Below are 24,422 nucleotides of genomic sequence, written 5' to 3' on the forward strand. Positions count from 1 at the left end.
ATGCTGATCCCCGTGATTCTGTCCGGCGGTGCCGGCACCCGTTTATGGCCGGTGTCCCGCGAGGGCCATCCCAAGCCGTTCATGACCCTGCCCGACGGCCAGTCGCTGCTGGGCAAGACCTATCAGCGTGCTGCCGCGTTGCTGGACGGCTGGGGCGATATCGTCACGGTGACCAACCGCGAGTACTACTTCCAGAGCAAGGATCACTATTGCGCCGCCCATGTCTCGCGTCATCGCGGGCACTTCCTGCTCGAGCCGACCGGCCGCAACACTGCTCCGGCCATCGCTGCTGCCGCGTTGTCGTTGCAAGCATTGCATGGTGATGACGCGATCATGGTGGTGATGCCCGCCGACCATTTGATCGTCAACCAGGACGCGCTGAAAACCGCCGTCGAGCACGCGGTCAATCTGGCCAAAGACGGTTATCTGGTGACCTTCGGTGTGACGCCGACCGCCCCGGAAACCGGCTTCGGCTACATCGAGACCGGCGCCCCGCTGGATGCCAGAGGCGCTGCGAAAGTGCAGCGTTTCGTCGAGAAACCCGACCTGCAAACCGCCACGCATTATCTGGAAAGCGGCAACTTCCTGTGGAACTCAGGGATGTTCTGCTTCACCACCGCAAGTGTGCTGGCCGAGTTGCAACTGCATGCGCCGCAGTTGCTGGAACAGACCCGCGCCTGCATGGCGGCAAGCGCCCCGCTGGAAACTGTCGGCTGCCTGCAACAGGAACTGTCGCCAGCGCTGTTCGCCGAGATCACCGACATCTCCATCGACTACGCGTTGATGGAGCGCTCGGAAAAAGTCGTCGTGGTACCCGCAGGTTTCGACTGGAGCGATATCGGTTCCTGGGGCGCCGTCGCGGCTCTGGTACCGGCCGATGCCGATAACAATCGTGCCAGCGGCGAAGCGATTTTCATCGACAGCCACAATAACTTCGTCCAAAGCGAAGGTCGGCTGGTAGCTGCCGTCGGCGTCGACAACCTGATCATCATCGACACCGCCGACGCCGTACTGGTCGCTCACGCTGATCGCGCGCAGGACGTACGACGGGTGGCCAAGCAACTCAAGGACAAATCCCACGAAGCCTACCGCCTGCACCGTACCGTGAGTCGGCCATGGGGCACCTACACCGTGCTTGAGGAAGGCCCGCGCTTCAAGATCAAGCGCATCGTGGTCAAACCCGGCGGCAAGCTCTCTCTGCAAATGCACCATCACCGCAACGAACACTGGGTGGTGGTCGAAGGCATGGCCAAGGTCACCAACAACGGTACCGGCACCCATCTGGTGGCGAAAAACGAATCGACGTTCATCGCTGCCGGTCACCGCCATCGCCTGGAAAACCCCGGCGTGATCGATCTGGTGATCATCGAAGTACAAAGCGGCGAATACCTGGGAGAGGACGACATCGTTCGCTTCGAAGACCAATATGGCAGGACGGTTTGAATGCTGCTTTCCCTGTACCGCTCAATGCGCAGTTATCGCGGATTCATCCTCGGTAGCGTCAAGCGGGAGTTTCAATCACGTTATCGCAACTCGTTGTTCGGTGCGCTGTGGACGGTACTCAACCCGTTGTCGATGATCGTTGTGTACACGGTGATCTTTTCCCAGATCATGCGCGCCCGTCTGCCGGGTGTTGATGACGGCCTGGCCTATAGCGTCTACCTGTGTGCAGGCTTGCTGACCTGGGGACTGTTCGCCGAAATCACCTCGCGCAGCCAGAGCATGTTTCTGGAAAACGCCAACCTGCTGAAGAAAATCAGCTTCCCGCGCATTTGCCTGCCGGTGATAACCCTGCTCAACGCCGGGATCAACTTTGCGATCATTCTGGCGCTGTTTTTCGGCTTTCTGCTGATCAGCGGGCGCCTGCCCGGCATGGCGTTGCTGGCGTTGATCCCGCTGCTGATCCTGCAGATGATCTTTGCCGCCGGGCTGGGCATGTTGCTCGGCATTCTCAATGTGTTCTTTCGCGATGTCGGGCAGATGTTCGGCATCTGCTTGCAGTTCTGGTTCTGGCTGACGCCCATCGTTTACCCGCTGTCGATCCTGCCGTCAGGCATCCAGCACGTCATCAGCCTGAACCCGATGACGGCGCTGATGACCAGCTATCAGAACGTGTTCCTCTACAACCAATGGCCGCAGTGGTCGTCACTGACACCGCTGCTGATCATGGGCGTGCTGCTCTGCGCCATGGCGCTGCGTCTGTTCCGTCAGCGTGTCGGTGAAATGGTGGACGAACTCTGATGGGACACATACGCGTCACTGGCCTGGCCAAAGCCTATAAACAGTACCCGAATCGCTGGAGTCGCCTGCTGGAATGGCTGGTGCCGTTCTCCCCGAACCGCCACCACCTGCACTGGGTCTTGCAAGACGTCGATTTCGAGATCAGCCCCGGTGAAGCCGTTGGCATCGTCGGCGTCAACGGCGCGGGCAAAAGCACCCTGCTGAAGATGATCACCGGCACCACCCAACCGACCTGTGGACAGATCCATCTGCAAGGCCGCGTGGCCGCGTTGCTGGAATTGGGCATGGGTTTTCACCCGGACTTTACCGGTCGGCAGAACGCTGTCATGGCCGGTCAGCTGCTGGGCATGCAGGTCGAAGAGATCGAAGCGTTGATGCCGCAAATCGAAAGTTTTGCCGAAATCGGCGAAGCCATCGATCAACCGGTGCGCACCTATTCCAGCGGCATGCAGATGCGCCTGGCATTCAGCGTCGCGACTGCGCGGCGTCCGGATATCCTGATCGTCGACGAAGCGCTGTCAGTGGGCGATGCGTATTTCCAGCATAAAAGTTTCGAGCGTATCCGCAGCTTCCGCAAAGCCGGCACTACCCTGCTGATCGTGTCCCATGACCGCTCGGCCATTCAATCGATCTGCGACACCGCGATTCTCCTGGAGAACGGCCGTCTGGCCATGCGTGGCAAGCCCGAAGAGGTCATGGACTACTACAACGCCATGCTCGCTCAGCGCGAAGGCCAGACCGTGCGCCAGGAGATGCTCGCCAATGGCCAGGTACAGACCATTTCCGGCACCGGTGAAGCCGCGATTCTCAGCGTGCGCCTGCTCGACGCGCAGGGCCGCAGCCTTGAAGTTGCGGAGGTCGGTCAGCCTGTGGTGCTGGAAGTGCAGACCGAAATTCGTGAAGACATCGAGCGGCTGATTCTCGGCTTCATGATCAAGGATCGTCTGGGCCAGGCCATTTATGGCATCAACACCCATCGCCTCGACAAAGCGATTACCGAGCTGAGTGCCGGCGAACGCGTGACCTTTCGTTTCGCTTTCGACATGCGTCTGGGCAAGGGTAACTACTCGGTGGCGTTGAGCCTGTCACGTCTGGACTCGCACCTGGATCGCAACTTCGAGTGGCGCGACTATGGTTTGATCTTCCACGTGATCAACAATCGCCAGGAAGACTTTGTCGGCTGCTCATGGCTGCAGGCCCGGACCGAAATCAGCCGCTCCAGTGAAATCCTTGTAGAAGCGCCTGATACGGAGATCTTGCGATGACACGATTGTTGGTGGAGTGCACCTACGTATTCGAACATCCCTCCGCCAACTCGGGCATTCAACGTGTTGTACGCAACGTCATTCAGCAGTTGCCGGCGGCCGATGAAACCGTCGAATGCATCCCGGTGGTGATGATCAATGGCGGTTTGTACGAAGTTAAAAGTCTGGCGCCGCTGAAGTCCACGAAGCTCGACCTGATGGGCCTGCGGGTGAAACTGGAACAGTGGGCCAACGCCTTCTGGCTACGTCACCGGGCCGTGGAACGGCGCTGGCCGTTCAACCGGTCGCATTTCACCCGTCGGGTGCTATACGTCGGCTGCCGGCTCACGGCATTCGCTTGTTTGAGCTTGCCCATGCGCCTGCTTGAACGAGTCCTCAAGGGCCAACATATTCCCGAGCGCTGCGTACCGCTGGCCCACCGGGCAGGCGATCAATTGGTGCTGCTCGATTCATCCTGGCACGCCAACTTTTTCCCCCTCGCCGAGCAACTCAAGCGTGAGGGTGTGGGCATCATTTCAGTGATTTACGACCTGATCCCCCTGACCCACCCGCAGTTTTGCGATGCCGGGCTGGTTAAAGTGTTCAACGACTGGTTCGACTGGATCGCGCGCACAGCCGACGGCTATGTCGCGATCTCGACCACTATCCGCGATCAGGTGCGCGAGGAAATGCTGCGCCGGATCGGCGCGCAACAGGTCGGGCAGCGCTGGTTCGATTACTTCCACCTCGGCTCCGAGCTGGACTTGAGCGAGGCCGATGCCAAGGTCGACCGTGGCCTGCTGGACATGTTCCAGACCGCTGACCCGGTGTTTCTCATGGTCAGCACCATCGAGCCGCGCAAAAACCATGCGTACCTGCTCGAGGCGTTTGAGCTCGCCTGGGCAACAGGATCGAAAGCGCGGTTATGTATCGTCGGCAAGATTGGCTGGAAGTGCGACGCACTGATCGAACGAATCCGCCAGCATCCCGAGCTGAACCGACGTTTGTTCATGTACAACTCGCTCTCTGACAAAAGTCTCGAACACGCCTACTCCCACGCCACGGCGCTGGTGTTTCCGTCCCATGTCGAAGGTTTCGGCTTGCCACTGGTGGAAGCCATGCAACGCAAGTTACCGGCAATGGCCAGCGATATTCCGGTGTTCCGCGAGATCGGCGGCGACTACATGGCGTATTTCGACCTGGCGAATCCACAGAGTCTGAGCGATCTGGTGACCGGCATGGAGCGCTCCGGCGAGTTTCCGGCAGCGCTGGGCCTCGAACAATGGCGCTGGCTGAGCTGGCGCGAAGCGAGCGCCCAATTGGTCGAGCGTATTGAGCGCAACTTGCATGCATCGTTGCCTGCCCCTGAGAGCCAGCATGCGCATTGCTCTTAACGCGCGCATTCTCCAGGCACCGCGTACCGGCATCGGCCATTACGTTGCCGAACTGGTCAACGCCTTGCGCAGCGAGCCGGAGGTTGACGTGACGTTGTTCCATGGCTGGGGCTGGAGCTCGGCACTGCCGGAAGCGGCCATGCCCGGTTACTCGCGTCTGACACCGCTGCTGCGGCAGATTCCCGGGGCCTATCAGGCGCGTCGCTGGCTGGAGCAGAAACGCTTCGATCAGGGCCGCGCGCAAGGCATCGACCTCTATCACGAACCGAGCCTGTGGCCACTGGCCTTCGACGGCCCGACCGTGATCACCCTGCATGACCTGACGCACCTGCATTTCCCTGAGACCCAGCCCCCGGCGCGGCTCAAGGAAATCGAGCGTCGATTGGCTGTCGGGGTGCAACAGGCGCAGGTGATTCTCACCGACTCGCAAGCGATTGCCGACGAAGCTCAAGCGTATTTCGGCCTGCCTGCCGAGCGTTTTGTGGTGGCACCACTGGGGGTCGCCGCGCGCTTTCATCCGCGTGAGGCGAGCGCCATTGACGCGGTGCTCAAGGCGCACGCGGTCGAGGCGCGGGAGTATTTTCTCTGCGTGGGCACGCTGGAGCCGCGCAAGAATCTTGGCCTGGCCCTGCGCGCCCATGCCCTGCTGCCGGAGGCGGTACGTCAGCGCTTTCCATTGCTGATCGTCGGCATGGCCGGATGGGAGCGCGAGCAATTCAGTGAACCTTTGCGTCAGGCGCTGGCCAGCGGGCATGTGTGCCTGCTCGGTTATCTGCCCGACGAACAAGTGGCGCAGCTGTTGGCTGGCGCTCGGGCGCTGATTTTTCCATCGTTGTATGAGGGTTTTGGTCTGCCGGTACTGGAGGCCATGGCCAGCGGCACACCGGTGCTGCTCACGCGATCTTCAGCGATGCCGGAAGTCGCCGGTGCAGCGGGCAACTATATTGAAGCTGACGATGCAGAAGGCCTGCGTGATGCGCTGAGCCGACTGATCGACGATCAAGCGCATTGGCAGGCATGCCAAGAAGCCGGGTTGCAGCAGTCACGGCTTTTTTCCTGGGAGCGTTGTGCACAGGCCACCGCCGGTGCCTACCGTCAGGCCATGGGAGGTTGAATGCGAGTTCTTCATTTTTTCAAGACGTACCTGCCTGACTCGGTCGGCGGCATTGAGCAAGTGATCTTCCAGCTGTGCGAGAGCGGCGCCCAGCACGGTATCGACGGCCAGGTGCTGACGCTCAGTGCTGACCCGACACCGGCCGTGGTGAAATTGGGCCAGCACGAAGTGCACCGCGCCAAACTCGACATCCAGTTCGCCTCCACCGGTTTTTCCTGGAGCGTGTTCAAACAGTTTCGCGAACTGGCGGCCGAGGCGGACGTGGTCAACTACCACTTCCCGTGGCCGTTCATGGACCTGGTGCATTTCGCCAGTGCGATGAATAAACCGAGCGTGGTGACCTACCACTCGGACATCATTCGCCAGAAGCACCTGCTCAAACTTTACCGGCCACTGATGAACCGCTTCCTCGCCAGCGCCGACCGCATTGTTGCCGCTTCGCCGAACTACCTGCACACCAGCGATGTGCTGCAGCAGTTTCAGGACAAGACCCGAGTGATTCCCTACGGTTTGAACAAGGCCGGTTATCCACAGCCCGATCCCGAACGAATGAATCGCTGGCGCCAGCAGGTTGGGGATAAGTTTTTTCTGTTTGTCGGCGTGATGCGTTACTACAAAGGCCTGCACATTTTGCTGGAGGCCCTGAAAGATGTGGATTATCCCGTGGTCATTGTCGGCGCCGGGCCGCTGGAACTGGAGCTGCACGCTCAAGCGCAAGCGCTGGGCCTGCGCAATATTCATTTCCTCGGACGCCTAGGTGATGAGGACAAAGTCGCGCTGCTGCAACTGAGCTACGCGATTGTGTTCCCGTCGCACCTGCGCTCGGAAGCGTTCGGCATTTCTTTGCTGGAAGGCGCTATGTACGGCAAACCGATGATCTCCAGCGAAATCGGCACTGGCACCAGTTACATCAATATTCACAACGAAACCGGACTGGTGGTGCCCCCCAGTAATCCACTGGCATTTCGCGAGGCGATGCGCACACTTTGGGAAGATCCGGTGCGGGCTGCTGCGATGGGCGTAAAAGCTGAAGCACGTTATCGGCAGTTGTTCACCGCCGACGACATGGGCCGCAAGTGGACAGAGCTGTATCAGGAATTGCTGGAAGAGAAATCGCTGTCCTACGCCTGAACCCTATTTTGGAACGCATACCCACTGTGGGAGCGAGCCTGCTCGCGAAAGCGGTCTGTCAGCAACAATGATGTTGACTGATCCGACACATTCGCGAGCAGGCTCGCTCCCACAGGATATTTGTGGTGGATTCGGAATTACAGATCCAGCACTAAAGGCTGCGTGCTTTGCGCCGGGACCGCACAGCAAATCAGCACATGTCCCGCTTCCGGAATATCCGCCGGTACCTGTGGATAATTCACCGCACCACTGACCAGCCGGGTCTTGCACGTACCGCACGAGCCACCGCGGCAACTGAACTCCGGGCGTAACCCCCGACTTTCTGCCAGCTCCAGCAAACTGCCGCCATCGGGCTGCCAGCGCGCCTCTTTTGCCGAGCGCTCGAACACCACCGGCACCGAAGTGGTCGCTGCGGGCGGTTGCTCGATCACGATCGCATCCGGATCGGCCTGACGTTTCAGGGTCGACGGGCCAAAGGTTTCCGCATGAATCTGCGCGTCACGTACATCCAGCTCGCGCAGGGTGTCGTACAACCCTTGGGTAAAACCACCGGGGCCGCAAAGCACAAAGTCGAGCTGGTCGAAATCTTCGGCATCCAGCAGGTTTCTCAGCACAGTGCCGTCGATGCGCCCACGCACATCAAAATCTTCGCCCTCTTGCAGATCGGCTTCCGGCTGACTGAGCAAGCGCAGGACTCGCACAGAGTCGCCTGCGGTTTCCAGCAAACGATCCAGCTCCTGGCGAAACGGCTGGTCCGCCAGACTGCGCGAACTCTGCAACAACAGCGTCGGACGAATCCCCCGCGTGCGTAAGCCTTGGTAGACCACCTCGCGCAGCATCGACAGCAACGGCGTGATGCCCACACCGGCGGCCAGCAGCACCAACGGTCGCTGCTCCAGCGGTGTCACGGTGAAATGCCCCTGCGGCGCCCGCGCCTCAAGCACATCGCCAACGCGGATCTGCTCATGCAGGTGCGACGAAATCAGCCCTTCGCGCTTGACGCTGATCCGGTAGAAACCATCCGATGGCGCACTCGAAAGGCTGTAGGTGCGGATATGCACCTCGCCATCAATGGTGAAACGCAGCGGCAAATGCTGGCCCGCGAGAAACACCGGCAAACCGGCGCCATCGGTTGGCTCCAGATAGATTGAACGGATGCTGCGGCTTTCCGCCTCGATCTTCGCCACGCGCAACGGCCGCCATTGATTGCCCAGCGCCTGCGCCTGCAAACGCGCATCGGCTTCGGCCCAGTTACCGGTCAACAGGCTGGTCGGCGACATGCCGTCGAAGCGCCAGCGCAACGCCAGTGCGGCCGGGCGCCGAACCATTGTCTCTACTTCAAATGTCCACAACCGCTCCGCGCCTTGAAAGGCCTCGATCTGCGGGTCATCGAGAAGGATCTCGGTACGCCCGCTGAGTTGCAGCAGATCGCCTGTGGAAAAGTCGATGAACAGCAGGCCAGCCTTGGGGTTCAGCAACAAATTACCGAGGGTGTTGAAGTGCAGATTGCCGGCGAAATCGGGGATAGTCAGACGATTGCCCTCCACCCGTACGAAACCGGCCTGGCCACCCCGGTGGGAAACATCCACCGCGCGATCGCCCTCGACATCCACATAACTGGCGACGAAGAACGTATCGGCGCCGGTGATCAGCGCAATGGCCGCAACATCAAGGCCGTTCAGATGCTCAGCCGGGCGGGTCTGCGGATCCGTCAGGGGTACCCGCTGAAACTGGCGCAACTGAATGTACTGCGGGCAATTACCGAAGGCCTGATCCACGTTCACGTCAAAACCATCAGCGCTCAGATTACCGACATGGCCGTTGAGGCGATTGCGCCGGCGGGTGTGCAATTCGATACCGAGCAAACCGATCGGTTCGCCGTTACGCAGTTGCGCCGGGTCATCGGCAGCAGGCTGGCTGGCGAAATGCAGATGCTCAGGATCGGGCGAATGGGCAAACCCCGGCGCGCCTTCGAGCACACTGGCCCACGGGCGCCCATCTGCATCGACTGCGCCGTACAGCATGAAGGGCAGTTGCTGATAGAACTCACGGTGCTGATCCGGCATCCAGGTGCGAATCACCTTGCGCCCGAAGGCTTCCATGCGTTCGGCAACGCCGACATAGGCCTGTAACTGTTGCTCGCCAGCGTGCCACGGTGAACGTTCCATCACGACCTCTCCCCTGCACCGTCGGCACAGTGTGGATTGCGAAAATCAGGCGGTGGTTTGCAGACCGGCGACGGTGCGCGGCATGCCGACGAAACCAGGCAAGGCTTCAACCCGGGCCAACCAGGCGCGAACGTTGCCGTAGTCATCCAGCGACACATTGCCTTCCGGTGCGTGGGCGATGTAACTGTAGGCCGAAACGTCGGCAATAGTCGGTTCGGCGCCGGCCAGATACGGCGTTTTGCCCAACTCGATGTCCATCACCTTGAGCAGGTTGTGCGCACGGGTAATCGCTTCTTCTGCATTCAGTTGGGCACCAAACACCGTGACCAATCGCGCAGCGGCGGGGCCGAAAGCAATCGGTCCGGCGGCAGCCGACAACCAGCGCTGCACACGTGCCGCACCGACCGGATCGGTTGGCAGCCAACGACCGTGGCCGTATTTCTGCGCGAGATAAACCAGAATTGCGTTGGAGTCGGCCAGCACCACGCCGTCGTCATCGATGGCCGGTACCTGGCCGAAACTGTTGATCGCCAGATACGCCGGCTGCTTGTGCTCACCGTTGGCCAGATCGACGAAGATCAACTCGGTCGGCAGTTGCAGCAGGGACAACATCAGCTCGACACGGTGGGCGTGGCCGGAACGTGGAAAGTTGTAGAGTTTGATCGCTTGCATGGTCGACTCCGCTGAACAGTGGCGCCGCTGCGGGGATGAGAGCGCCGATGCAGGCCATCTTCCACTTATCGCGAAAAGAACAGAATCACCAGCAACTGCAATCGATTATTTCACTGAGTGAAATAACGCAGCATTTTTCAAGGCCGGATGTTCGCGCAAAGCCTCTGCCGTGAAATCGACAAAACTGCGGATCCGCGCTGGCGCCTTGCGCCCGCCCTGATACACGACGTGGATCGGCAGCGGTGGCAGTTCAAATTCGGCGAGGACGATTTCCAGTGTGCCGGCGGCAACCTGACTCGCCACTTGATAGGACAACACCCGGGTCAAACCCAAGCCCGTGCAAGCTGCTGTAATCGCAGCCTGATTGGCGGTCACGATCAGACGCGGCTCAGGACGCACGCTGAGCGGCTCGCCCGCGTCGAGAAACGGCCAACTGCGTTGCTGGCCAATCGCTGAAGTCGCCACCACTGGCGCGCCCGCCAATGCGTGGGGATGAGCCGGCCGGCCATATTTGGCAAAGTAGTCCGGCGAGCCGCAAATAACCCGACGCACCTCACCCACGCGAACAGCATGCTGACTGCTGTCCGGTAGATCACCAATGCGCACCGCGACATCGATGCCCTCCTCAACCATGTTGACGATACGATCAACCAGTACCGCATTGATCGTGACATCCGGGTACTGCGCCAGATAACGCGCCATCACCGGCGTCACAAACAAATCACCGAACAACACCGGCGCCGTCACCGTCAGTTGCCCACGCGGCTCGGCATGACTGCCCGCCGCCGAATCCTCTGCCTCCTGCACCTCGGCGAGAATCCGCCGACAGTCTTCCAGATAACGCTGCCCCGCTTCGCTCAAATGCACACTGCGCGTAGTACGAATCAGCAACTGCGTGCCGATGCGCAACTCCAGCGCCGCCACCGCCCGCGTCACGCTCGCCGCAGAGACACCCAGACGCCGCGCGGCGGCGGAGAAACCTTGCTCTTGGGCGACAGTGGTGAAGATGTGCATTTCCTGGAAGCGATCCATGGAAGAGACCTCGATCAAAAAGGAAATGCCGTTCTTCCATTTATGGAATTAGTTCTGGCCTTACCAATTATTCAACGCGCAGGGATATCAGGAGATCGACGAATGATATGACTGATTACAGTGCCCAGAATCTCGATGTCCAGCGGATCCAGAGCAATTGGGCCTTGGGGCATCGCAGGGTCAAGAGGCATCAAGACAGCCTCACTCTGACCGGGCTCCTTGGCTAAACGCCGCAGCCCAGGCGCATTTTCCTCGCCACGATACCGGTAGATCACATCACTTCCACTATCAATATCTTCGACCGCCGTGAGTGCTGCGTCGAAAATCAACACAGATCCGCCAGGGTACTGGGTGAGGTATGGCAACGCGCCGGGAAAAACGGTTGCCCTGTGCTGATCAAAAAAAGTCTTGATCACAGGAACGAAGGCATGAATGTCTGCACTTTTCGGTCCGTACTTACCCTCTGCATTGAAGATTGGCATTCCAACCGATCCCGACGAAAGTGTTTTCCAGTCCTCAATGAACACTAGCGATACGTCAACCTTCAAACCTTGATCGCGAACATGACGCCGTCGCTCAGCAAAAAACTTGTGGTCATCTACCGTGTTTCCCGTTGCGAGCCAAGTTGCATCTACTTCCAGGCTCGCTGCAAGGCGCCGGATGGTCTCTGCCCGTGGGAAGCTATGGCCGTTTTCATATTGTGAAATGGTTCGCTTATCTATACCAACCAATGCGCCCAAATCCTGTTGAGTAAGGCCTTTTTCTCCACGCTTACCGATCAGACGACTGGCAAAGTCCGCATTCGGTCCATCAATCAATATCGCCACATCATCTCCAAATCATCACGAAAATCACCATTCATCAGCAATCTATGATTTATAGGACGATAAATCAAGCAGATAAAACCGTTAAAAGATCACATACATCCTAAAGCTCACAAAAACCGACTGCATTAAATTGTTCTTCGCAAAAAAAATCGCAGCCGAAGCTGCGATTTTTTTGTGCGTAGGTCAGCTGTGGATAACTTATTCCACCGTCACCGACTTCGCCAGGTTACGCGGCTGATCGACGTCCGTGCCCTTGAGCACCGCAACGTAGTACGACAGCAACTGCAGCGGAACCGTGTAGAGGATTGGCGAGAGAATGTCGTGGATATGCGGCATCTGCACCACGTGGGTGCCTTCGCCGTTGGTCATCCCGGCTTTTTCGTCGGCGAACACGATCAGTTCGCCGCCACGGGCGCGGACTTCCTGCAGGTTGGATTTGAGCTTTTCCAGCAGTTCGTTGTTCGGCGCCACGGTGACCACGGGCATGTCGTTATCCACAAGTGCCAACGGGCCGTGTTTCAGTTCGCCAGCCGGGTAGGCTTCGGCGTGGATATAGGAGATTTCCTTGAGTTTCAGGGCACCTTCCATCGCCACCGGGAATTGCGCGCCACGACCGAGGAACAGGGTGTGGTTCTTCTCGGCGAACAGCTCGGCGATTTTTTCCACGGTGCTGTCCATGGCCAGTGCTTCGCCGAGACGGGTTGGCAGGCGACGCAGTTCTTCGACCAGACGGGCTTCAACGCCGTCGGCCAAGGTACCGCGCACCTGGCCGAGCGACAGCGTCAGCAGCAATAGGCCGACCAATTGCGTGGTGAAGGCTTTGGTGGAGGCCACACCAATTTCGCGGCCGGCCTGAGTCAGCAGGGTCAGATCGGACTCGCGCACCAGCGAGCTGATGCCGACGTTGCAGATCGCCAGGCTGGCCAAGAAGCCCAGCTCTTTGGCGTTGCGCAGGGCCGCCAGGGTGTCGGCGGTTTCGCCGGACTGCGAGATAGTCACGAACAGGGTGTCCGGCTGCACCACTACTTTGCGGTAGCGGAATTCGCTGGCGACTTCGACTTGGCAAGGAATGCCGGCTAATTCTTCAAGCCAGTAACGCGCAACCATCCCGGCGTGATAACTGGTGCCGCATGCGACGATTTGTACATTGCGGACTTTGGCGAACAACTCGGCCGCTTGTGGGCCGAATGCTTGCACCAGCACCTGATCATTGCTCAAGCGACCTTCAAGGGTGCGCTGTACAACGGTTGGTTGCTCGTGGATTTCCTTGAGCATGTAGTGGCGGAACTCACCTTTGTCGGCGGCTTCGGCGCCATCGCTGTACTGCACGGTCTGGCGCTCGACGGCATTGCCGTTGACGTCCCAGATCTGCACGTTATCGCGGCGAATTTCGGCGATATCGCCTTCTTCCAGATACATGAAGCGGTCGGTGACCTGACGCAGCGCCAACTGGTCGGAAGCAAGGAAGTTCTCACCCAGGCCCAGACCGATCACCAACGGGCTACCACTGCGCGCGGCGACCAGACGATCCGGTTGTTTGGCATTGATCACGGCCAGGCCGTAAGCACCGTGCAGTTCCTTCACCGTTGCTTTAAGCGCAACGCTCAGGTCTGGCTGATCCTTGAGCTTGTGATTGAGCAGGTGGGCGATGACTTCGGTGTCGGTGTCCGACGTAAACACGTAGCCCAGCGCTTTCAGTTGTTCACGCAGGGCTTCGTGGTTTTCGATGATGCCGTTGTGCACCACGGCGATGTCGCCGGAGAAATGTGGGTGGGCGTTGCGTTCGCACGGCGCGCCGTGAGTCGCCCAACGGGTGTGGGCAATGCCGAGACGGCCGACCAACGGGTGTTCGGCCAGCGCCGCTTCAAGTTCGCTGACCTTGCCCGGGCGACGCATGCGCTCGAGGGTTTCGTCGTTGGTGAAGACCGCGACACCGGCGCTGTCGTAGCCGCGGTATTCAAGGCGCTTGAGGCCTTCGAGCAGGATGGCGGTGATATTACGTTCAGCAACTGCGCCGACAATTCCACACATGCTTATTTCTCCTGACTGACAGCCGCGCAAATCAAGTTGATACCGCGGGCCTGTATCTGATCACGCGCCTCGCTAGGCAGGCGATCATCGGTAATGAGGGTATGGACGCTGCTCCACGGCAGTTCCAGATTGGGAATCTTGCGACCGATCTTGTCGGCCTCGACCATGACGATGACTTCCCGCGCCACTTCAGCCATGACCCGGCTCAGTCCCAGCAATTCATTGAAAGTCGTCGTGCCGCGCACCAGATCAATACCGTCGGCGCCAATGAACAACTGATCGAAGTCGTAAGAGCGTAGTACTTGCTCGGCGACCTGGCCCTGAAAGGATTCCGAATGCGGATCCCAGGTGCCGCCGGTCATCAACAGCACCGGTTCGTGCTCGAGTTCGCTCAGGGCGTTGGCGACGTGCAGGGAGTTGGTCATCACCACCAAACCCGGCTGCTGGCCAAGTTCGGGGATCATCGCGGCGGTGGTGCTGCCGCTGTCGATGATGATGCGCGCGTGTTCGCGGATGCGTTTCACCGCTGCACGGGCGATGGCCTGTTTGTACTTGGAAACGCTCTGCGCCGTTTCCGCGACCAGTTCCTGCGGCATGGTGATCGCCCCGCCGTAGCGGCGCAGCAACAGACCGTGGCTTTCCAGTGCGGCGAGATCCTTGCGAATCGTAACTTCGGAGGTTTCGAAGCGCTTGGCCAGTTCATCCACACTGACTTCGCCCTGCTCGTTGAGCAAGGCGAGGATGTTGTGGCGACGTTGCGGCGTGTTGCGTTTCGACATGGCGGCTTAAGTTTCGTTTCGAAAGATAACGTAAGCAATCAAAACCTATCGGCTCTAAATCGTCAAGCGGTCACCCAAAAAAAATCGCAACCCCAACAGTCTCCGTAGGAGCTGCCGAAGGCTGCGATCTTTTGATCTTCAAAAAGCCGCTGTGGATAACTCAGCTCTTTTTGATCTTCTCCGGCCGTTTCCAACCGTCGATATTTCTCTGCCGCGCTCGGCCCACGGCCAACTGCGCGTTGTCCACATTCTGCGTGATGGTCGACCCGGCCGCCGTGGTCGCACCGGCAGAAATATCCACAGGCGCGACCAACGAATTATTGGAGCCGATGAAAACGTCTGCACCCAACACGGTTTTCCACTTGTTGGCGCCGTCGTAGTTGCAGGTAATGGTGCCCGCGCCGATGTTGGTGCGCGCTCCGATCTCGGCATCGCCCAGATATGTCAGGTGTCCGGCCTTGGCGCCTTCGCCCATGTGGGCGTTTTTCAATTCAACAAAGTTACCCACATGTGCGCGCGCTTCGAGCACGGTGCCTGGACGCAGACGCGCGAACGGGCCGGCATCACTGCCCTCGCCCAGAACGGCACCTTCAATGTGCGAGTTGGCTTTGATCACCACGCCTTTGCGCAGGGTGCTGTCCTTGATCACACAATTCGGGCCGATGACTACGTCGTCTTCGATGACCACATTGCCTTCGAGGATCACGTTGATGTCGATCAGCACGTCACGACCCACGGTCACTTCGCCACGCACATCGAAACGTGCCGGATCCCGCAAGGTAACGCCTTGCGCCATCAACCGCCGACCGGCGCGCAACTGGTAATGGCGCTCCAGCTCTGACAATTGCTTGCGATCGTTGGCGCCCTGCACTTCCATTGGATCATGCGGTTGTTCTGTGGCGACAACCAGGCCATCGCTGACCGCCATTTCGATCACATCGGTCAGGTAGTACTCGCCTTGGGCATTGTTGTTCGACAGACGACTCATCCAGTCCGCCAGACGATTGGCCGGTACCGCGAGAATGCCTGTGTTGCCTTCAGTTATGGCGCGCTGGGCTTCGCTGGCATCTTTGTGCTCAACGATGGCAGCGACCTTGCCGTCGGCATCGCGCACGATGCGGCCGTAACCGGTCGGGTCATCCAGCTCGACGGTGAGCAAGCCCATTTGCCCGGTCACAACATGCTTGAGCAGCCGTTGCAGGGTTTCGACTTCAATCAGCGGCACGTCACCGTAGAGGATCAGCACGGTGTCGGCAGTAATGAACGGCACCGCTTGAGCAGTGGCGTGGCCGGTGCCGAGTTGTTTGTCCTGCAGGACGAAATTCAGATCATCAGCAGCCAGACGTTCGCGCACCACATCCGCGCCATGGCCGATGACCACATGGATGCGCTGTGGATCAAGTTGCCGGGCGCTGTGGATAACATGACCCAGCATGGAGTTGCCGGCAATCGGATGCAGCACTTTCGGCAGCGCCGAACGCATACGGGTGCCTTGACCGGCCGCGAGGATAACGATTTCAAGAGACATGACTGGCTACCAATCCTGGGTGGTCAGCAACTGCGACCGGGTTTCGGAAATTCGGAAAAGAAAAAAGGGTAGCCGAGGCTACCCTTTTTTATCAATCGCACAACAAGCGGCTGACGGATTAACCGCCAAACTTCTTGCGGATCTGCTGGACGGTGCGCAGCTGAGCTGCAGCCTCGGCCAGACGTGCGGACGCAGCTCCGTAGTCGAAATCTGCGCTCTTCTCGTGCAGAGCAGCTTCGGCAGCCTTGAGAGCTGCCTGGGCTTGAGCTTCATCCAGGTCGGCGGCGCGTTGCACGGTATCGGCAAGCACCTTGACCATGTTCGGCTGAACCTCGAGGAAACCACCGGAGATGTAGAACACCTCGGCTTCCCCGCCTTGCTTGATCAGGCGGATCGGACCTGGCTTCAGATTAGTGATCAGCGGCGCGTGACCCAGAGCGATACCAAGATCACCCAGTGCACCGTGCGCAATCACCATCTCGACCAGGCCGGAAAAGATTTCCCCTTCCGCGCTGACGATATCGCAATGGACTGTCATAGCCATCTGATTGCCTCAACCTAAATGAGCGCCCGTTGCCGGGCGCCGGGATTACAGTTTCTTGGCTTTCTCGATCGCTTCTTCGATGCCGCCAACCATGTAGAACGCTTGTTCTGGCAGGTGGTCGTAGTCACCGTTGAGGATGCCTTTGAAGCCAGCAATGGTGTCTTTCAGGGAAACGTATTTACCCGAAGCACCAGTGAAGACTTCAGCCACGAAGAACGGCTGCGACAAGAAGCGCTGGATCTTACGAGCACGGTTTACCAACTGCTTGTCGGCTTCCGACAGCTCGTCCATACCCAGGATCGCGATGATGTCCTTCAGCTCTTTGTAACGTTGCAGAACGTACTGAACGCCGCGAGCGGTGTCGTAGTGGTCCTGGCCGATTACGTTCGGGTCCAGCTGGCGCGAAGTCGAATCCAGTGGATCTACCGCTGGGTAGATACCCAGGGAAGCGATGTCACGGGACAGAACGACGGTGGCGTCCAAGTGGGCGAAGGTGGTCGCTGGCGACGGGTCGGTCAAGTCATCCGCAGGTACGTATACCGCTTGGATCGAAGTGATCGAACCTTCCTTGGTCGAAGTGATACGTTCTTGCAGAACGCCCATCTCTTCAGCCAGGGTCGGCTGGTAACCTACTGCCGAGGGCATACGGCCCAGCAGTGCGGATACTTCAGTACCGGCCAGGGTGTAACGATAGATGTTGTCGACGAACAGCAGAACGTCGTTACCTTCGTCACGGAACTTCTCGGCCATGGTCAGACCGGTCAGTGCTACGCGCAGACGGTTACCCGGCGGCTCGTTCATCTGACCGTAAACCAGTGCCACTTTGTCCAGAACGTTGGAGTCCTTCATCTCGTGGTAGAAGTCGTTACCCTCACGAGTACGCTCACCCACACCGGCGAACACGGAATAACCGCTGTGCTCGATGGCGATGTTACGGATCAGTTCCATCATGTTTACGGTTTTGCCTACACCGGCACCACCGAACAGACCGACTTTACCGCCTTTGGCAAACGGGCAAACCAGGTCGATAACCTTGATGCCGGTTTCCAGCAGGTCGTTGCCGCCTGCCTGTTCAGCGAACGAAGGCGCTGGACGGTGAATGCCCCAACGCTCTTCGGTGTCGATCGGGCCAGCTTCGTCGATCGGGTTACCGAGGACGTCCATGATCCGGCCCAGGGTCGCTTTACCGACCGGTACGGAGATGGCTGCGCCAGAGTCGGTAACTTCCAGACCGCGCTTCAAGCCTTCGGTGGAACCCATCGCAATGGTGCGAACCACGCCGTCGCCCAGCTGCTGCTGAACTTCCAGGGTGGTTTCAGCCGCGCTCACTACTTTCAGCGCGTTGTAGATACTCGGTACGCTGTCGCGTGGAAATTCCACGTCGATAACGGCGCCGATGATTTGAACGATACGTCCGCTACTCATAGCTGGATCCTCTGAATATTTGAACCGTTAAACCGCGGCAGCGCCGCCGACGATTTCCGAGATCTCTTGGGTGATCGCAGCCTGACGCGCCTTGTTGTAGATCAGCTGCAAATCGCTGATCAAATCACCGGCGTTGTCGGTAGCGTTCTTCATCGCGATCATCCGCGCAGCTTGTTCAGCCGCGTTGTTCTCGACCACCGCCTGGTAGACCTGCGACTCAACGTAGCGGACCATCAAGCCGTCAAGCAGCTCTTTGGCATCCGGTTCGTAGAGGTAGTCCCAGTGGTGCTTGAGATCCTGATCCGGGGTGGCCACCAGTGGAATCAACTGCTCCACGGTAGGCTGCTGCGTCATGGTGTTGATGAACTTGTTGGACACCACGGACAGGCGGTCAATACGGCCATCCAGGTAGGCATCCAGCATCACCTTGACGCTGCCGATCAGATCATTGATCGACGGCTCTTCACCCAGGTGGCTGATAGCTGCAACGACGTTACCGCCGAAGTTGCGGAAAAAGGCCGCACCCTTGCTACCAACGACACACAGATCAATCTCGACGCCGTTTTCGCGGTTTACCGCCATGTCCTTGACCAGGGCCTTGAACAGGTTGGTATTCAAGCCGCCGCACAAACCACGGTCACTGCTCACCACAACATAACCGACACGCTTGATGGCGCGCTCGATCATGAACGGGTGGCGGTATTCCGGGTTGGCGTTGGCCAGATGCCCAATAACCTGGCGGATACGCTCCGCATAAGGACGGCTAGCAGCCATGCGCATTTGTGCCTTGCGCATTTTGCTGACCGCCACTTTTTCCATGGCGCTGGTAATCTTTTGCGTGCTTTTGATGCTCGCAATCTTACTGCGAATCTCTTTTGCGCCTGCCATGTAACACCTATCAGGTTAGCAAGCGGGAGCCTCGCGGCTCCCGCTGCGGCTTACCAGGTTTGGGTGGCCTTGAACTTCTCGATACCGGCTTTCATGCCAGCGTCGATTTCGTCATTGAAGTCACCTTTAACGTTGATCTTGGCCATCAAATCGGCGTGATCGCGGTTGAAGAAAGCAATCAGCGCTTGTTCGAAGCTGCCGATCTTGGCGATTTCAATGTCAGTCAGGAACCCACGCTCAGCGGCATACAGCGACAGCGCCATGTCAGCGATCGACATTGGTGCGTATTGCTTCTGCTTCATCAGCTCGGTAACGCGCTGACCATGCTCAAGTTGCTTACGGGTCGCTTCGTCCAGGTCAGAAGCGAACTGGGCGAATGCCGCCAGTTCACGGTACTGAGCCAGAGCGGTACGGATACCACCGGAGAGCTTCTTGATGATCTTGGTCTGAGCGGCACCACCCACACGGGATACCGAAACACCGGCGTTCACTGCAGGACGGATGCCCGAGTTGAACATGGCCGATTCCAGGAAGATCTGACCGTCGGTGATGGAAATCACGTTGGTCGGAACGAACGCGGAAACGTCGCCAGCCTGGGTTTCGATGATCGGCAGTGCGGTCAGGGAACCGGTTTTGCCGGTCACTGCGCCGTTGGTGAACTTCTCTACGTATTCTTCCGAAACGCGGGATGCGCGCTCCAGCAGACGGGAGTGGAGATAGAACACGTCGCCTGGGTAAGCTTCACGGCCTGGTGGACGGCGCAGCAGCAGGGAAATCTGGCGGTAAGCCACTGCTTGCTTGGACAGATCGTCATAAACGATCAGCGCGTCTTCACCGCGGTCGCGGAAGAATTCACCCATGGTGCAACCGGAGTACGGTGCCAAGAATTGCAGCGCAGGAGATTCCGAAGCACTGGCAGCCACGATGATCGTGTTGGCCAGGGCGCCGTTTTCTTCCAGCTTGCGAACCACGTTGGCGATGGTCGATTGCTTCTGACCAATAGCTACGTAGACGCAGAAAATGCCGCTGTCTTTCTGGTTGATGATCGCGTCGATCGCCAGAGCGGTTTTACCGATCTGACGGTCACCGATGATCAGCTCACGCTGGCCACGGCCGACAGGGATCATGGCATCGACAGCCTTGTAGCCAGTCTGTACAGGCTGGTCTACCGACTTACGCCAGATCACGCCCGGAGCAACTTTCTCGACCGCGTCGGTCTCGGTGTTGCCCAGTGGACCTTTGCCGTCAACAGGGTTACCCAGTGCGTCGACTACGCGACCCAGCAGTTCCTTACCAACAGGAACTTCGAGGATGCGGCCGGTGCACTTGGCGCTCATGCCTTCAGCCAGAGACTGGTAAGCGCCCAGTACAACGGCACCTACGGAGTCTTGCTCCAGGTTGAGGGCCATACCGTAGACGCCGCCCGGAAACTCGATCATCTCGCCGTACATAACGTCGGCCAGACCGTGAATCCGCACGATGCCGTCAGATACGCTGACGACAGTGCCTTCGTTACGGGCTTGGGAGGTCACATCGAGCTTGTCGATGCGGCCCTTGATAATTTCACTTATTTCGGAAGGATTGAGTTGCTGCATTGCTCTGCTGCCCCTTCAAACTCAAGATTTCAATGCTTCGGCAAGTTTCGCGATTTTGCCGCGAATCGAGCCATCGATAACCAGGTCGCCGGCGCGGATAACAACACCACCTATAAGGGCAGCATCCTCCGCAACTTGCAGGCGCACTTCCCGGTTGAGTCGTGCACTGAGAACCTTGGCGAGTTTGTCTTGCTGTTCTTGGTTCAATGCAAAAGCACTGGTCACTTCAACGTCTACCGACTTCTCTTGTTCGGCCTTGTACAGGTCGAAAAGAGCGGCAATCTCCGGCAGAAGCGGGAGACGGTCGTTTTCGGCAACGACATTGATGAAGTTCTGTGCCTTGGCATCAAACTTGTCGCCGCACACGTCAATAAACGTGGCGGCCTTTTCTGCGCTCGTCAGTCGCGGGGCCTTGAGCACGCGCTGCATGGTGTCGTCTTGCGACACCGCTGCAGCCAGGCCGAGCATGGCTGACCAATTGGCCAGTTGCTGGTGGGCCTGAGCGTGCTCGAAGGCCGCCTTAGCGTAAGGTCGGGCCAACGTGGTCAGTTCTGCCATGATCGCCCTCGCTTAGATTTCAGCAGCCAGTTGGTTAACCAGCTCTGCGTGCGCGTTTTGATCGATTGTGGCACCCAGGATCTTCTCGGCGCCGCCGACAGCCAGCAAACCCACTTGGGCGCGCAGCTTGTCTTTGACACTGTTCAGTTCCTGTTCGATCTCGGCTTGAGCCTGAACCTTCACACGGTCAGCATCGACACGGGCCTTTTCAACGGCCTCTTCGACAATCTGGTTACCGCGTTTCTTGGCTTGCTCGATGATTTCAGCTGCCTGAGCTTTCGCTTCGCGCAGTTGCTGACCCGCTTTTTCTTGGGCCAACTCCAGGTCGCGAGCTGCACGGCTGGCAGCGTCCAGACCATCAGCGATCTTCTTTTGACGTTCGTGCAGAGCAGCGATGACCGGAGGCCATACATACTTCATGCAGAACAGTACAAAAATCAGGAACGCAACGGACTGGCCAATCAGGGTCGCATTAATGTTCACGCCAACACCTCGCAGTTACGTTGTCCATCACATCAAATTACTCGGAAGAATCCGGGTAATTAGCCAGCGATCTGACCAACGAACGGGTTCGCAAAGGTGAAGAACAGAGCGATACCAACACCGATCATGGTTACGGCGTCGAGCAGACCGGCAACGATGAACATTTTAACTTGCAGCATTGGAACCATTTCTGGCTGACGCGCTGCGCCTTCCAGGAACTTGCCGCCCAGCAGGCCGAAACCAATTGCGGTACCCAGTGCGCCCAGGCCGATCAACAGTGCAACAGCGATAGCGGTTAGACCAACTACAGTTTCCATCTTTCCTCCCGACTTTTACGTCGTATGGTTTAGGTTTTTTAGATTAAAGCGGTAAAACAAATCGTTTCAGGTGCCCTGTGAAGAGCCCCTTCCCGTTTGACCGGGAAGGACATCAGACTAGTCGAGACTGGCCTTAATGGTTTTCTTCGTGCGCCATCGACAGGTAGACGATGGTCAGCATCATGAAGATGAACGCCTGCAGCGTGATGATCAGGATGTGGAACACAGCCCACGCCCACTGCAGAACAACGCCCAGGCCGCTCAGCCAGAGCAGACCGCTGCCGAACATCACAGCGATCAGAATGAACACCAGCTCGCCGGCATACATGTTGCCGAACAGTCGCAGAGCCAGAGAGATCGGTTTAGCGATCAGGGTCACGAATTCCAGCAGGAAGTTCACCGGGATCAGCAGGGCTTGAACGAAGATGTTCTTGCTGCCGAACGGGTGCAGGGTCAGTTCGCCGATGAAGCCGCCGAAGCCCTTGACCTTGATGCTGTAGAAAATGATCAGTGCGAAAACCGAGAACGCCATGCCCAGGGTCGCGTTCGGGTCGGTAGTCGACACGGCGCGGAACGGGATGTGGTGGTCACCGGAGATCAGGATGGCCAGTTGAGGAATCCAGTCGACCGGTACCAGGTCGACGGCGTTCATCAGGAACACCCAGACGAAGATGGTCAGTGCCAGCGGTGCAATCACCGGGCTACGGCCATGGAAGCTGTCTTTCACGCTGCCATCGACGAATTCGACCAATACTTCAACGAAGTTCTGCAAAGCACCCGGCTGACCCGAAGTCGCTTTCTTTGCCGCCATGCGGAAAAGAAGCACGAAGATCAGACCCAACGCGACCGACCAGCCGAGAGTATCGACGTGGAAAGCCCAGAAACCCATTTCTTTGGCTTCTGCTGCGGTATGGGCAAAGCCCCAGCCGCCGTTAGGTAGCTGACCGAAGGTCAGGTTCTGCAAGTGGTGCTGGATATAGCCCGAAGCGGTTGTTTCTGCCATGGTTGCCTCAAACGCCCTAAGGTCTCGAAAGTCTTGTTCTCATCAGCAGGGGAGCGAACCAGCTGACCGACTGAGTCAGCACGAACACGCCGAATACTGCTATCGGCGCCAGTGGCTTCACACCTGCAAACACCAGTGCAAAGAGCACTGCCGTCAAAATCAGTTTGCCTGCCTCGCCGGCATAAAATGACCGGACGATGGACTGGGCTGCTCGGGCGCCGGAAAACCGAAATGCCTTGTGAGCAAAATAAACATTGGGCAGCAAGGCTATCAGGCCTCCGCAAAGTCCCGAGTATCCGGCAACGACTCCGTGCCATTGCCAAAGCGCCAAAGCGGCAATGAGCAAAATGACAAATTGAGCCATCAACACCGGAAAAACCGCCAGGCGATGGAACGGCAGGCGGTTTGGCTTGCGGGTTTCCATCACGTTTGCTCTCCAATGGTCGGCTGCCAGAATTCAATAACTTGGCATAATTTGTGCCGACAAAATGCGCGCAGAGTATAGGGGCGGTTCTGCCCCTATTCAACTGTCAGGTAGTGATTTCCGACTGCGCGCTACATGAGGAAATGTTTCAGCGGATGTGTGCGAGCACACCTTGAAGCTCATCGAGCGAGTTATAACCGATCACCAACTGCCCCTTTCCCTTCTTGCCGTGGCGAATCTGCACCGCAGAGCCTAGGCGCTCGGCCAGACGCTGTTCGAGACGGGCGATATCCGGGTCGGGTTTGGTCGCTTCCACAGGCTCCGGTTTGCCACTCAACCACTGGCGAACCAGTGCCTCAGTTTGGCGCACGGTGAGACCGCGTGCGACAACATGTCGCGCCCCTTCAACCTGTTGATTGTCCGGCAGACCGAGCAAAGCACGGGCATGACCCATTTCCAGGTCGCCGTGAGACAACATGGTCTTGATGACTTCCGGCAGTGCAATAAGCCGCAACAGGTTAGCCACAGTGACGCGGGACTTACCCACAGCCTCGGCAACTTGCTGCTGAGTCAGTTGGAATTCCTGCTGCAAACGCTGCAGGGCCACCGCTTCTTCGATCGGATTGAGGTCTTCGCGCTGGATGTTCTCGATCAGCGCAATGGCGATTGCGGTTTCATCCGGCACATCGCGGACCATCGCCGGGATGGTTTCCTGCCCGGCTTGCTGGCTCGCGCGCCAGCGACGTTCACCGGCGATGATCTCGAAGCGGCCACCGCCAATTGGGCGCACCACGATCGGCTGCATCACGCCTTGCGCCTTGATCGACGCTGCCAGTTCTTCCAGCGCCTGCGGATCCATGTCGCGGCGCGGCTGGTATTTGCCGCGCTGCAGCAGATCCAACGGCAAGTGCTGCAGCTCGCGGGTGTCAGCTTGCGCCGCTTGTTCTTCCAGCGCGCTGACGGTCGGACCACTCAGCAGTGCATCCAGTCCACGTCCGAGACCTCGTTTCTTGACGGCCATGGG

General features: G+C 58.5%; 23 protein-coding genes. 6 read left to right on the forward strand and 17 right to left on the reverse strand.

What is annotated here, in order from left to right:
* From HU718_RS00875 to HU718_RS00900, 6 genes are read left to right on the forward strand one after another with little or no spacing between them, the layout of a single operon-like run.
* Complete coding sequence (locus HU718_RS00875; RefSeq protein ID WP_186613205.1) at positions 1 to 1,443, forward strand: mannose-1-phosphate guanylyltransferase/mannose-6-phosphate isomerase; 1,443 nt, start codon at positions 1 to 3, stop codon at positions 1,441 to 1,443.
* Positions 1,444 to 2,241, forward strand: coding sequence for an ABC transporter permease (locus tag HU718_RS00880; protein WP_186613203.1), 798 nt, complete (start codon positions 1,444 to 1,446; stop codon positions 2,239 to 2,241). It abuts the gene before it with no gap.
* Positions 2,241 to 3,506 (forward strand): ABC transporter ATP-binding protein, encoded by a 1,266-nt coding sequence (locus tag HU718_RS00885; RefSeq protein WP_077575146.1) that lies wholly within the window; start codon positions 2,241 to 2,243, stop codon positions 3,504 to 3,506. The genes HU718_RS00880 and HU718_RS00885 overlap by 1 nt, the downstream gene beginning before the upstream one ends.
* Positions 3,503 to 4,879 carry a glycosyltransferase family 4 protein gene (locus tag HU718_RS00890; RefSeq protein ID WP_186613201.1) on the forward strand — a complete coding sequence of 459 codons (1,377 nt, stop codon included), beginning with the start codon at positions 3,503 to 3,505 and terminating at the stop codon, positions 4,877 to 4,879. Before HU718_RS00885 ends, HU718_RS00890 begins: the two co-directional genes overlap by 4 nt.
* The gene (locus tag HU718_RS00895; RefSeq protein WP_150728942.1) at positions 4,863 to 5,993 is read left to right on the forward strand and encodes a glycosyltransferase family 4 protein; all 1,131 of its coding nucleotides are present in this window, start codon (positions 4,863 to 4,865) and stop codon (positions 5,991 to 5,993) included. The genes HU718_RS00890 and HU718_RS00895 overlap by 17 nt, the downstream gene beginning before the upstream one ends.
* Positions 5,994 to 7,124 carry a glycosyltransferase family 4 protein gene (locus HU718_RS00900; protein ID WP_102902518.1) on the forward strand — a complete coding sequence of 377 codons (1,131 nt, stop codon included), beginning with the start codon at positions 5,994 to 5,996 and terminating at the stop codon, positions 7,122 to 7,124. It begins immediately after the preceding gene.
* A 137-nt stretch (positions 7,125 to 7,261) separates the two neighbouring features.
* Here HU718_RS00900 and HU718_RS00905 read toward each other — a convergent pair whose 3' ends face one another.
* The 17 genes from HU718_RS00905 to HU718_RS00985 all read right to left on the reverse strand — a co-directional run bounded on the left by HU718_RS00905 (position 7,262) and on the right by HU718_RS00985 (position 24,419).
* Positions 7,262 to 9,292: a pyridoxamine 5'-phosphate oxidase family protein gene (locus tag HU718_RS00905; protein ID WP_186613199.1), complete on the reverse strand. Its 2,031-nt coding sequence runs from the start codon at positions 9,290 to 9,292 to the stop codon at positions 7,262 to 7,264.
* A gap of 45 nt (positions 9,293 to 9,337) precedes the next feature.
* A complete protein-coding gene (locus tag HU718_RS00910; protein WP_150707722.1) occupies positions 9,338 to 9,964 on the reverse strand; it encodes a glutathione S-transferase family protein in 627 nt (208 codons plus the stop codon).
* 105 nt (positions 9,965 to 10,069) lie between these two features.
* Positions 10,070 to 10,996, reverse strand: a complete 927-nt coding sequence (locus HU718_RS00915) for a LysR family transcriptional regulator (protein WP_186613197.1) — start codon at positions 10,994 to 10,996, stop codon at positions 10,070 to 10,072.
* A gap of 71 nt (positions 10,997 to 11,067) precedes the next feature.
* Positions 11,068 to 11,823 (reverse strand): LexA family transcriptional regulator, encoded by a 756-nt coding sequence (locus HU718_RS00920; RefSeq protein WP_150728938.1) that lies wholly within the window; start codon positions 11,821 to 11,823, stop codon positions 11,068 to 11,070.
* Positions 11,824 to 12,021: 198 nt separating this feature from the next.
* A complete protein-coding gene (gene glmS, locus HU718_RS00925; RefSeq protein ID WP_150707715.1) occupies positions 12,022 to 13,854 on the reverse strand; it encodes a glutamine--fructose-6-phosphate transaminase (isomerizing) in 1,833 nt (610 codons plus the stop codon).
* Positions 13,855 to 13,856: 2 nt separating this feature from the next.
* Positions 13,857 to 14,633: a DeoR/GlpR family DNA-binding transcription regulator gene (locus HU718_RS00930; protein ID WP_186613194.1), complete on the reverse strand. Its 777-nt coding sequence runs from the start codon at positions 14,631 to 14,633 to the stop codon at positions 13,857 to 13,859.
* A gap of 160 nt (positions 14,634 to 14,793) precedes the next feature.
* Positions 14,794 to 16,161, reverse strand: a complete 1,368-nt coding sequence (gene glmU / locus HU718_RS00935; protein ID WP_186613192.1) for a bifunctional UDP-N-acetylglucosamine diphosphorylase/glucosamine-1-phosphate N-acetyltransferase GlmU — start codon at positions 16,159 to 16,161, stop codon at positions 14,794 to 14,796.
* Positions 16,162 to 16,279: 118 nt separating this feature from the next.
* A complete protein-coding gene (locus HU718_RS00940; protein WP_007954164.1) occupies positions 16,280 to 16,705 on the reverse strand; it encodes a F0F1 ATP synthase subunit epsilon in 426 nt (141 codons plus the stop codon).
* A gap of 45 nt (positions 16,706 to 16,750) precedes the next feature.
* Positions 16,751 to 18,130, reverse strand: coding sequence for a F0F1 ATP synthase subunit beta (gene atpD, locus HU718_RS00945; protein ID WP_007911961.1), 1,380 nt, complete (start codon positions 18,128 to 18,130; stop codon positions 16,751 to 16,753).
* 27 nt (positions 18,131 to 18,157) lie between these two features.
* The gene (atpG, locus tag HU718_RS00950; protein ID WP_122593026.1) at positions 18,158 to 19,018 is read right to left on the reverse strand and encodes a F0F1 ATP synthase subunit gamma; all 861 of its coding nucleotides are present in this window, start codon (positions 19,016 to 19,018) and stop codon (positions 18,158 to 18,160) included.
* A gap of 50 nt (positions 19,019 to 19,068) precedes the next feature.
* A complete protein-coding gene (atpA, locus tag HU718_RS00955) occupies positions 19,069 to 20,613 on the reverse strand; it encodes a F0F1 ATP synthase subunit alpha (RefSeq protein ID WP_016984064.1) in 1,545 nt (514 codons plus the stop codon).
* A 21-nt stretch (positions 20,614 to 20,634) separates the two neighbouring features.
* On the reverse strand, positions 20,635 to 21,171 hold the full coding sequence (locus HU718_RS00960) for a F0F1 ATP synthase subunit delta (protein ID WP_007911956.1): 537 nt from the start codon (positions 21,169 to 21,171) through the stop codon (positions 20,635 to 20,637).
* A 12-nt stretch (positions 21,172 to 21,183) separates the two neighbouring features.
* The gene (locus tag HU718_RS00965) at positions 21,184 to 21,654 is read right to left on the reverse strand and encodes a F0F1 ATP synthase subunit B (RefSeq protein ID WP_003229781.1); all 471 of its coding nucleotides are present in this window, start codon (positions 21,652 to 21,654) and stop codon (positions 21,184 to 21,186) included.
* Between the two features lie 59 nt (positions 21,655 to 21,713).
* Positions 21,714 to 21,971, reverse strand: a complete 258-nt coding sequence (atpE, locus tag HU718_RS00970) for a F0F1 ATP synthase subunit C (protein WP_003097235.1) — start codon at positions 21,969 to 21,971, stop codon at positions 21,714 to 21,716.
* A 133-nt stretch (positions 21,972 to 22,104) separates the two neighbouring features.
* On the reverse strand, positions 22,105 to 22,974 hold the full coding sequence (gene atpB / locus HU718_RS00975; protein ID WP_007911917.1) for a F0F1 ATP synthase subunit A: 870 nt from the start codon (positions 22,972 to 22,974) through the stop codon (positions 22,105 to 22,107).
* Between the two features lie 16 nt (positions 22,975 to 22,990).
* Positions 22,991 to 23,398: a F0F1 ATP synthase subunit I gene (locus HU718_RS00980; RefSeq protein WP_008084411.1), complete on the reverse strand. Its 408-nt coding sequence runs from the start codon at positions 23,396 to 23,398 to the stop codon at positions 22,991 to 22,993.
* Between the two features lie 148 nt (positions 23,399 to 23,546).
* Entirely contained in the window at positions 23,547 to 24,419 is an 873-nt protein-coding gene (locus HU718_RS00985; RefSeq protein WP_034152184.1) for a ParB/RepB/Spo0J family partition protein, read from the reverse strand.
* Between the last annotated feature and the right edge of the window lie 3 nt (positions 24,420 to 24,422).

Origin of the sequence: Pseudomonas tensinigenes, assembly GCF_014268445.2 — a bacterium.
Classification (GTDB): Bacteria; Pseudomonadota; Gammaproteobacteria; order Pseudomonadales; family Pseudomonadaceae; genus Aquipseudomonas; species Aquipseudomonas tensinigenes.

Coding starts and splice junctions, on each gene's coding strand:
- HU718_RS00905 (WP_186613199.1), bottom strand. CDS start 9,292: ATGGAACGTTCACCGTGGCACGCTGGCGAGCAACAGTTACAGGCCTAT.
- HU718_RS00885 (WP_077575146.1), top strand. CDS start 2,241: ATGGGACACATACGCGTCACTGGCCTGGCCAAAGCCTATAAACAGTAC.
- HU718_RS00875 (WP_186613205.1), top strand. CDS start 1: ATGCTGATCCCCGTGATTCTGTCCGGCGGTGCCGGCACCCGTTTATGG.
- HU718_RS00900 (WP_102902518.1), top strand. CDS start 5,994: ATGCGAGTTCTTCATTTTTTCAAGACGTACCTGCCTGACTCGGTCGGC.
- HU718_RS00890 (WP_186613201.1), top strand. CDS start 3,503: ATGACACGATTGTTGGTGGAGTGCACCTACGTATTCGAACATCCCTCC.
- atpB (WP_007911917.1), bottom strand. CDS start 22,974: ATGGCAGAAACAACCGCTTCGGGCTATATCCAGCACCACTTGCAGAAC.
- HU718_RS00930 (WP_186613194.1), bottom strand. CDS start 14,633: ATGTCGAAACGCAACACGCCGCAACGTCGCCACAACATCCTCGCCTTG.
- atpE (WP_003097235.1), bottom strand. CDS start 21,971: ATGGAAACTGTAGTTGGTCTAACCGCTATCGCTGTTGCACTGTTGATC.
- atpA (WP_016984064.1), bottom strand. CDS start 20,613: ATGCAGCAACTCAATCCTTCCGAAATAAGTGAAATTATCAAGGGCCGC.
- HU718_RS00910 (WP_150707722.1), bottom strand. CDS start 9,964: ATGCAAGCGATCAAACTCTACAACTTTCCACGTTCCGGCCACGCCCAC.
- HU718_RS00880 (WP_186613203.1), top strand. CDS start 1,444: ATGCTGCTTTCCCTGTACCGCTCAATGCGCAGTTATCGCGGATTCATC.
- HU718_RS00915 (WP_186613197.1), bottom strand. CDS start 10,996: ATGGATCGCTTCCAGGAAATGCACATCTTCACCACTGTCGCCCAAGAG.
- HU718_RS00960 (WP_007911956.1), bottom strand. CDS start 21,171: ATGGCAGAACTGACCACGTTGGCCCGACCTTACGCTAAGGCGGCCTTC.
- atpG (WP_122593026.1), bottom strand. CDS start 19,018: ATGGCAGGCGCAAAAGAGATTCGCAGTAAGATTGCGAGCATCAAAAGC.
- glmS (WP_150707715.1), bottom strand. CDS start 13,854: ATGTGTGGAATTGTCGGCGCAGTTGCTGAACGTAATATCACCGCCATC.
- HU718_RS00940 (WP_007954164.1), bottom strand. CDS start 16,705: ATGGCTATGACAGTCCATTGCGATATCGTCAGCGCGGAAGGGGAAATC.
- atpD (WP_007911961.1), bottom strand. CDS start 18,130: ATGAGTAGCGGACGTATCGTTCAAATCATCGGCGCCGTTATCGACGTG.
- HU718_RS00895 (WP_150728942.1), top strand. CDS start 4,863: ATGCGCATTGCTCTTAACGCGCGCATTCTCCAGGCACCGCGTACCGGC.
- HU718_RS00985 (WP_034152184.1), bottom strand. CDS start 24,419: ATGGCCGTCAAGAAACGAGGTCTCGGACGTGGACTGGATGCACTGCTG.
- HU718_RS00980 (WP_008084411.1), bottom strand. CDS start 23,398: ATGGAAACCCGCAAGCCAAACCGCCTGCCGTTCCATCGCCTGGCGGTT.
- glmU (WP_186613192.1), bottom strand. CDS start 16,161: ATGTCTCTTGAAATCGTTATCCTCGCGGCCGGTCAAGGCACCCGTATG.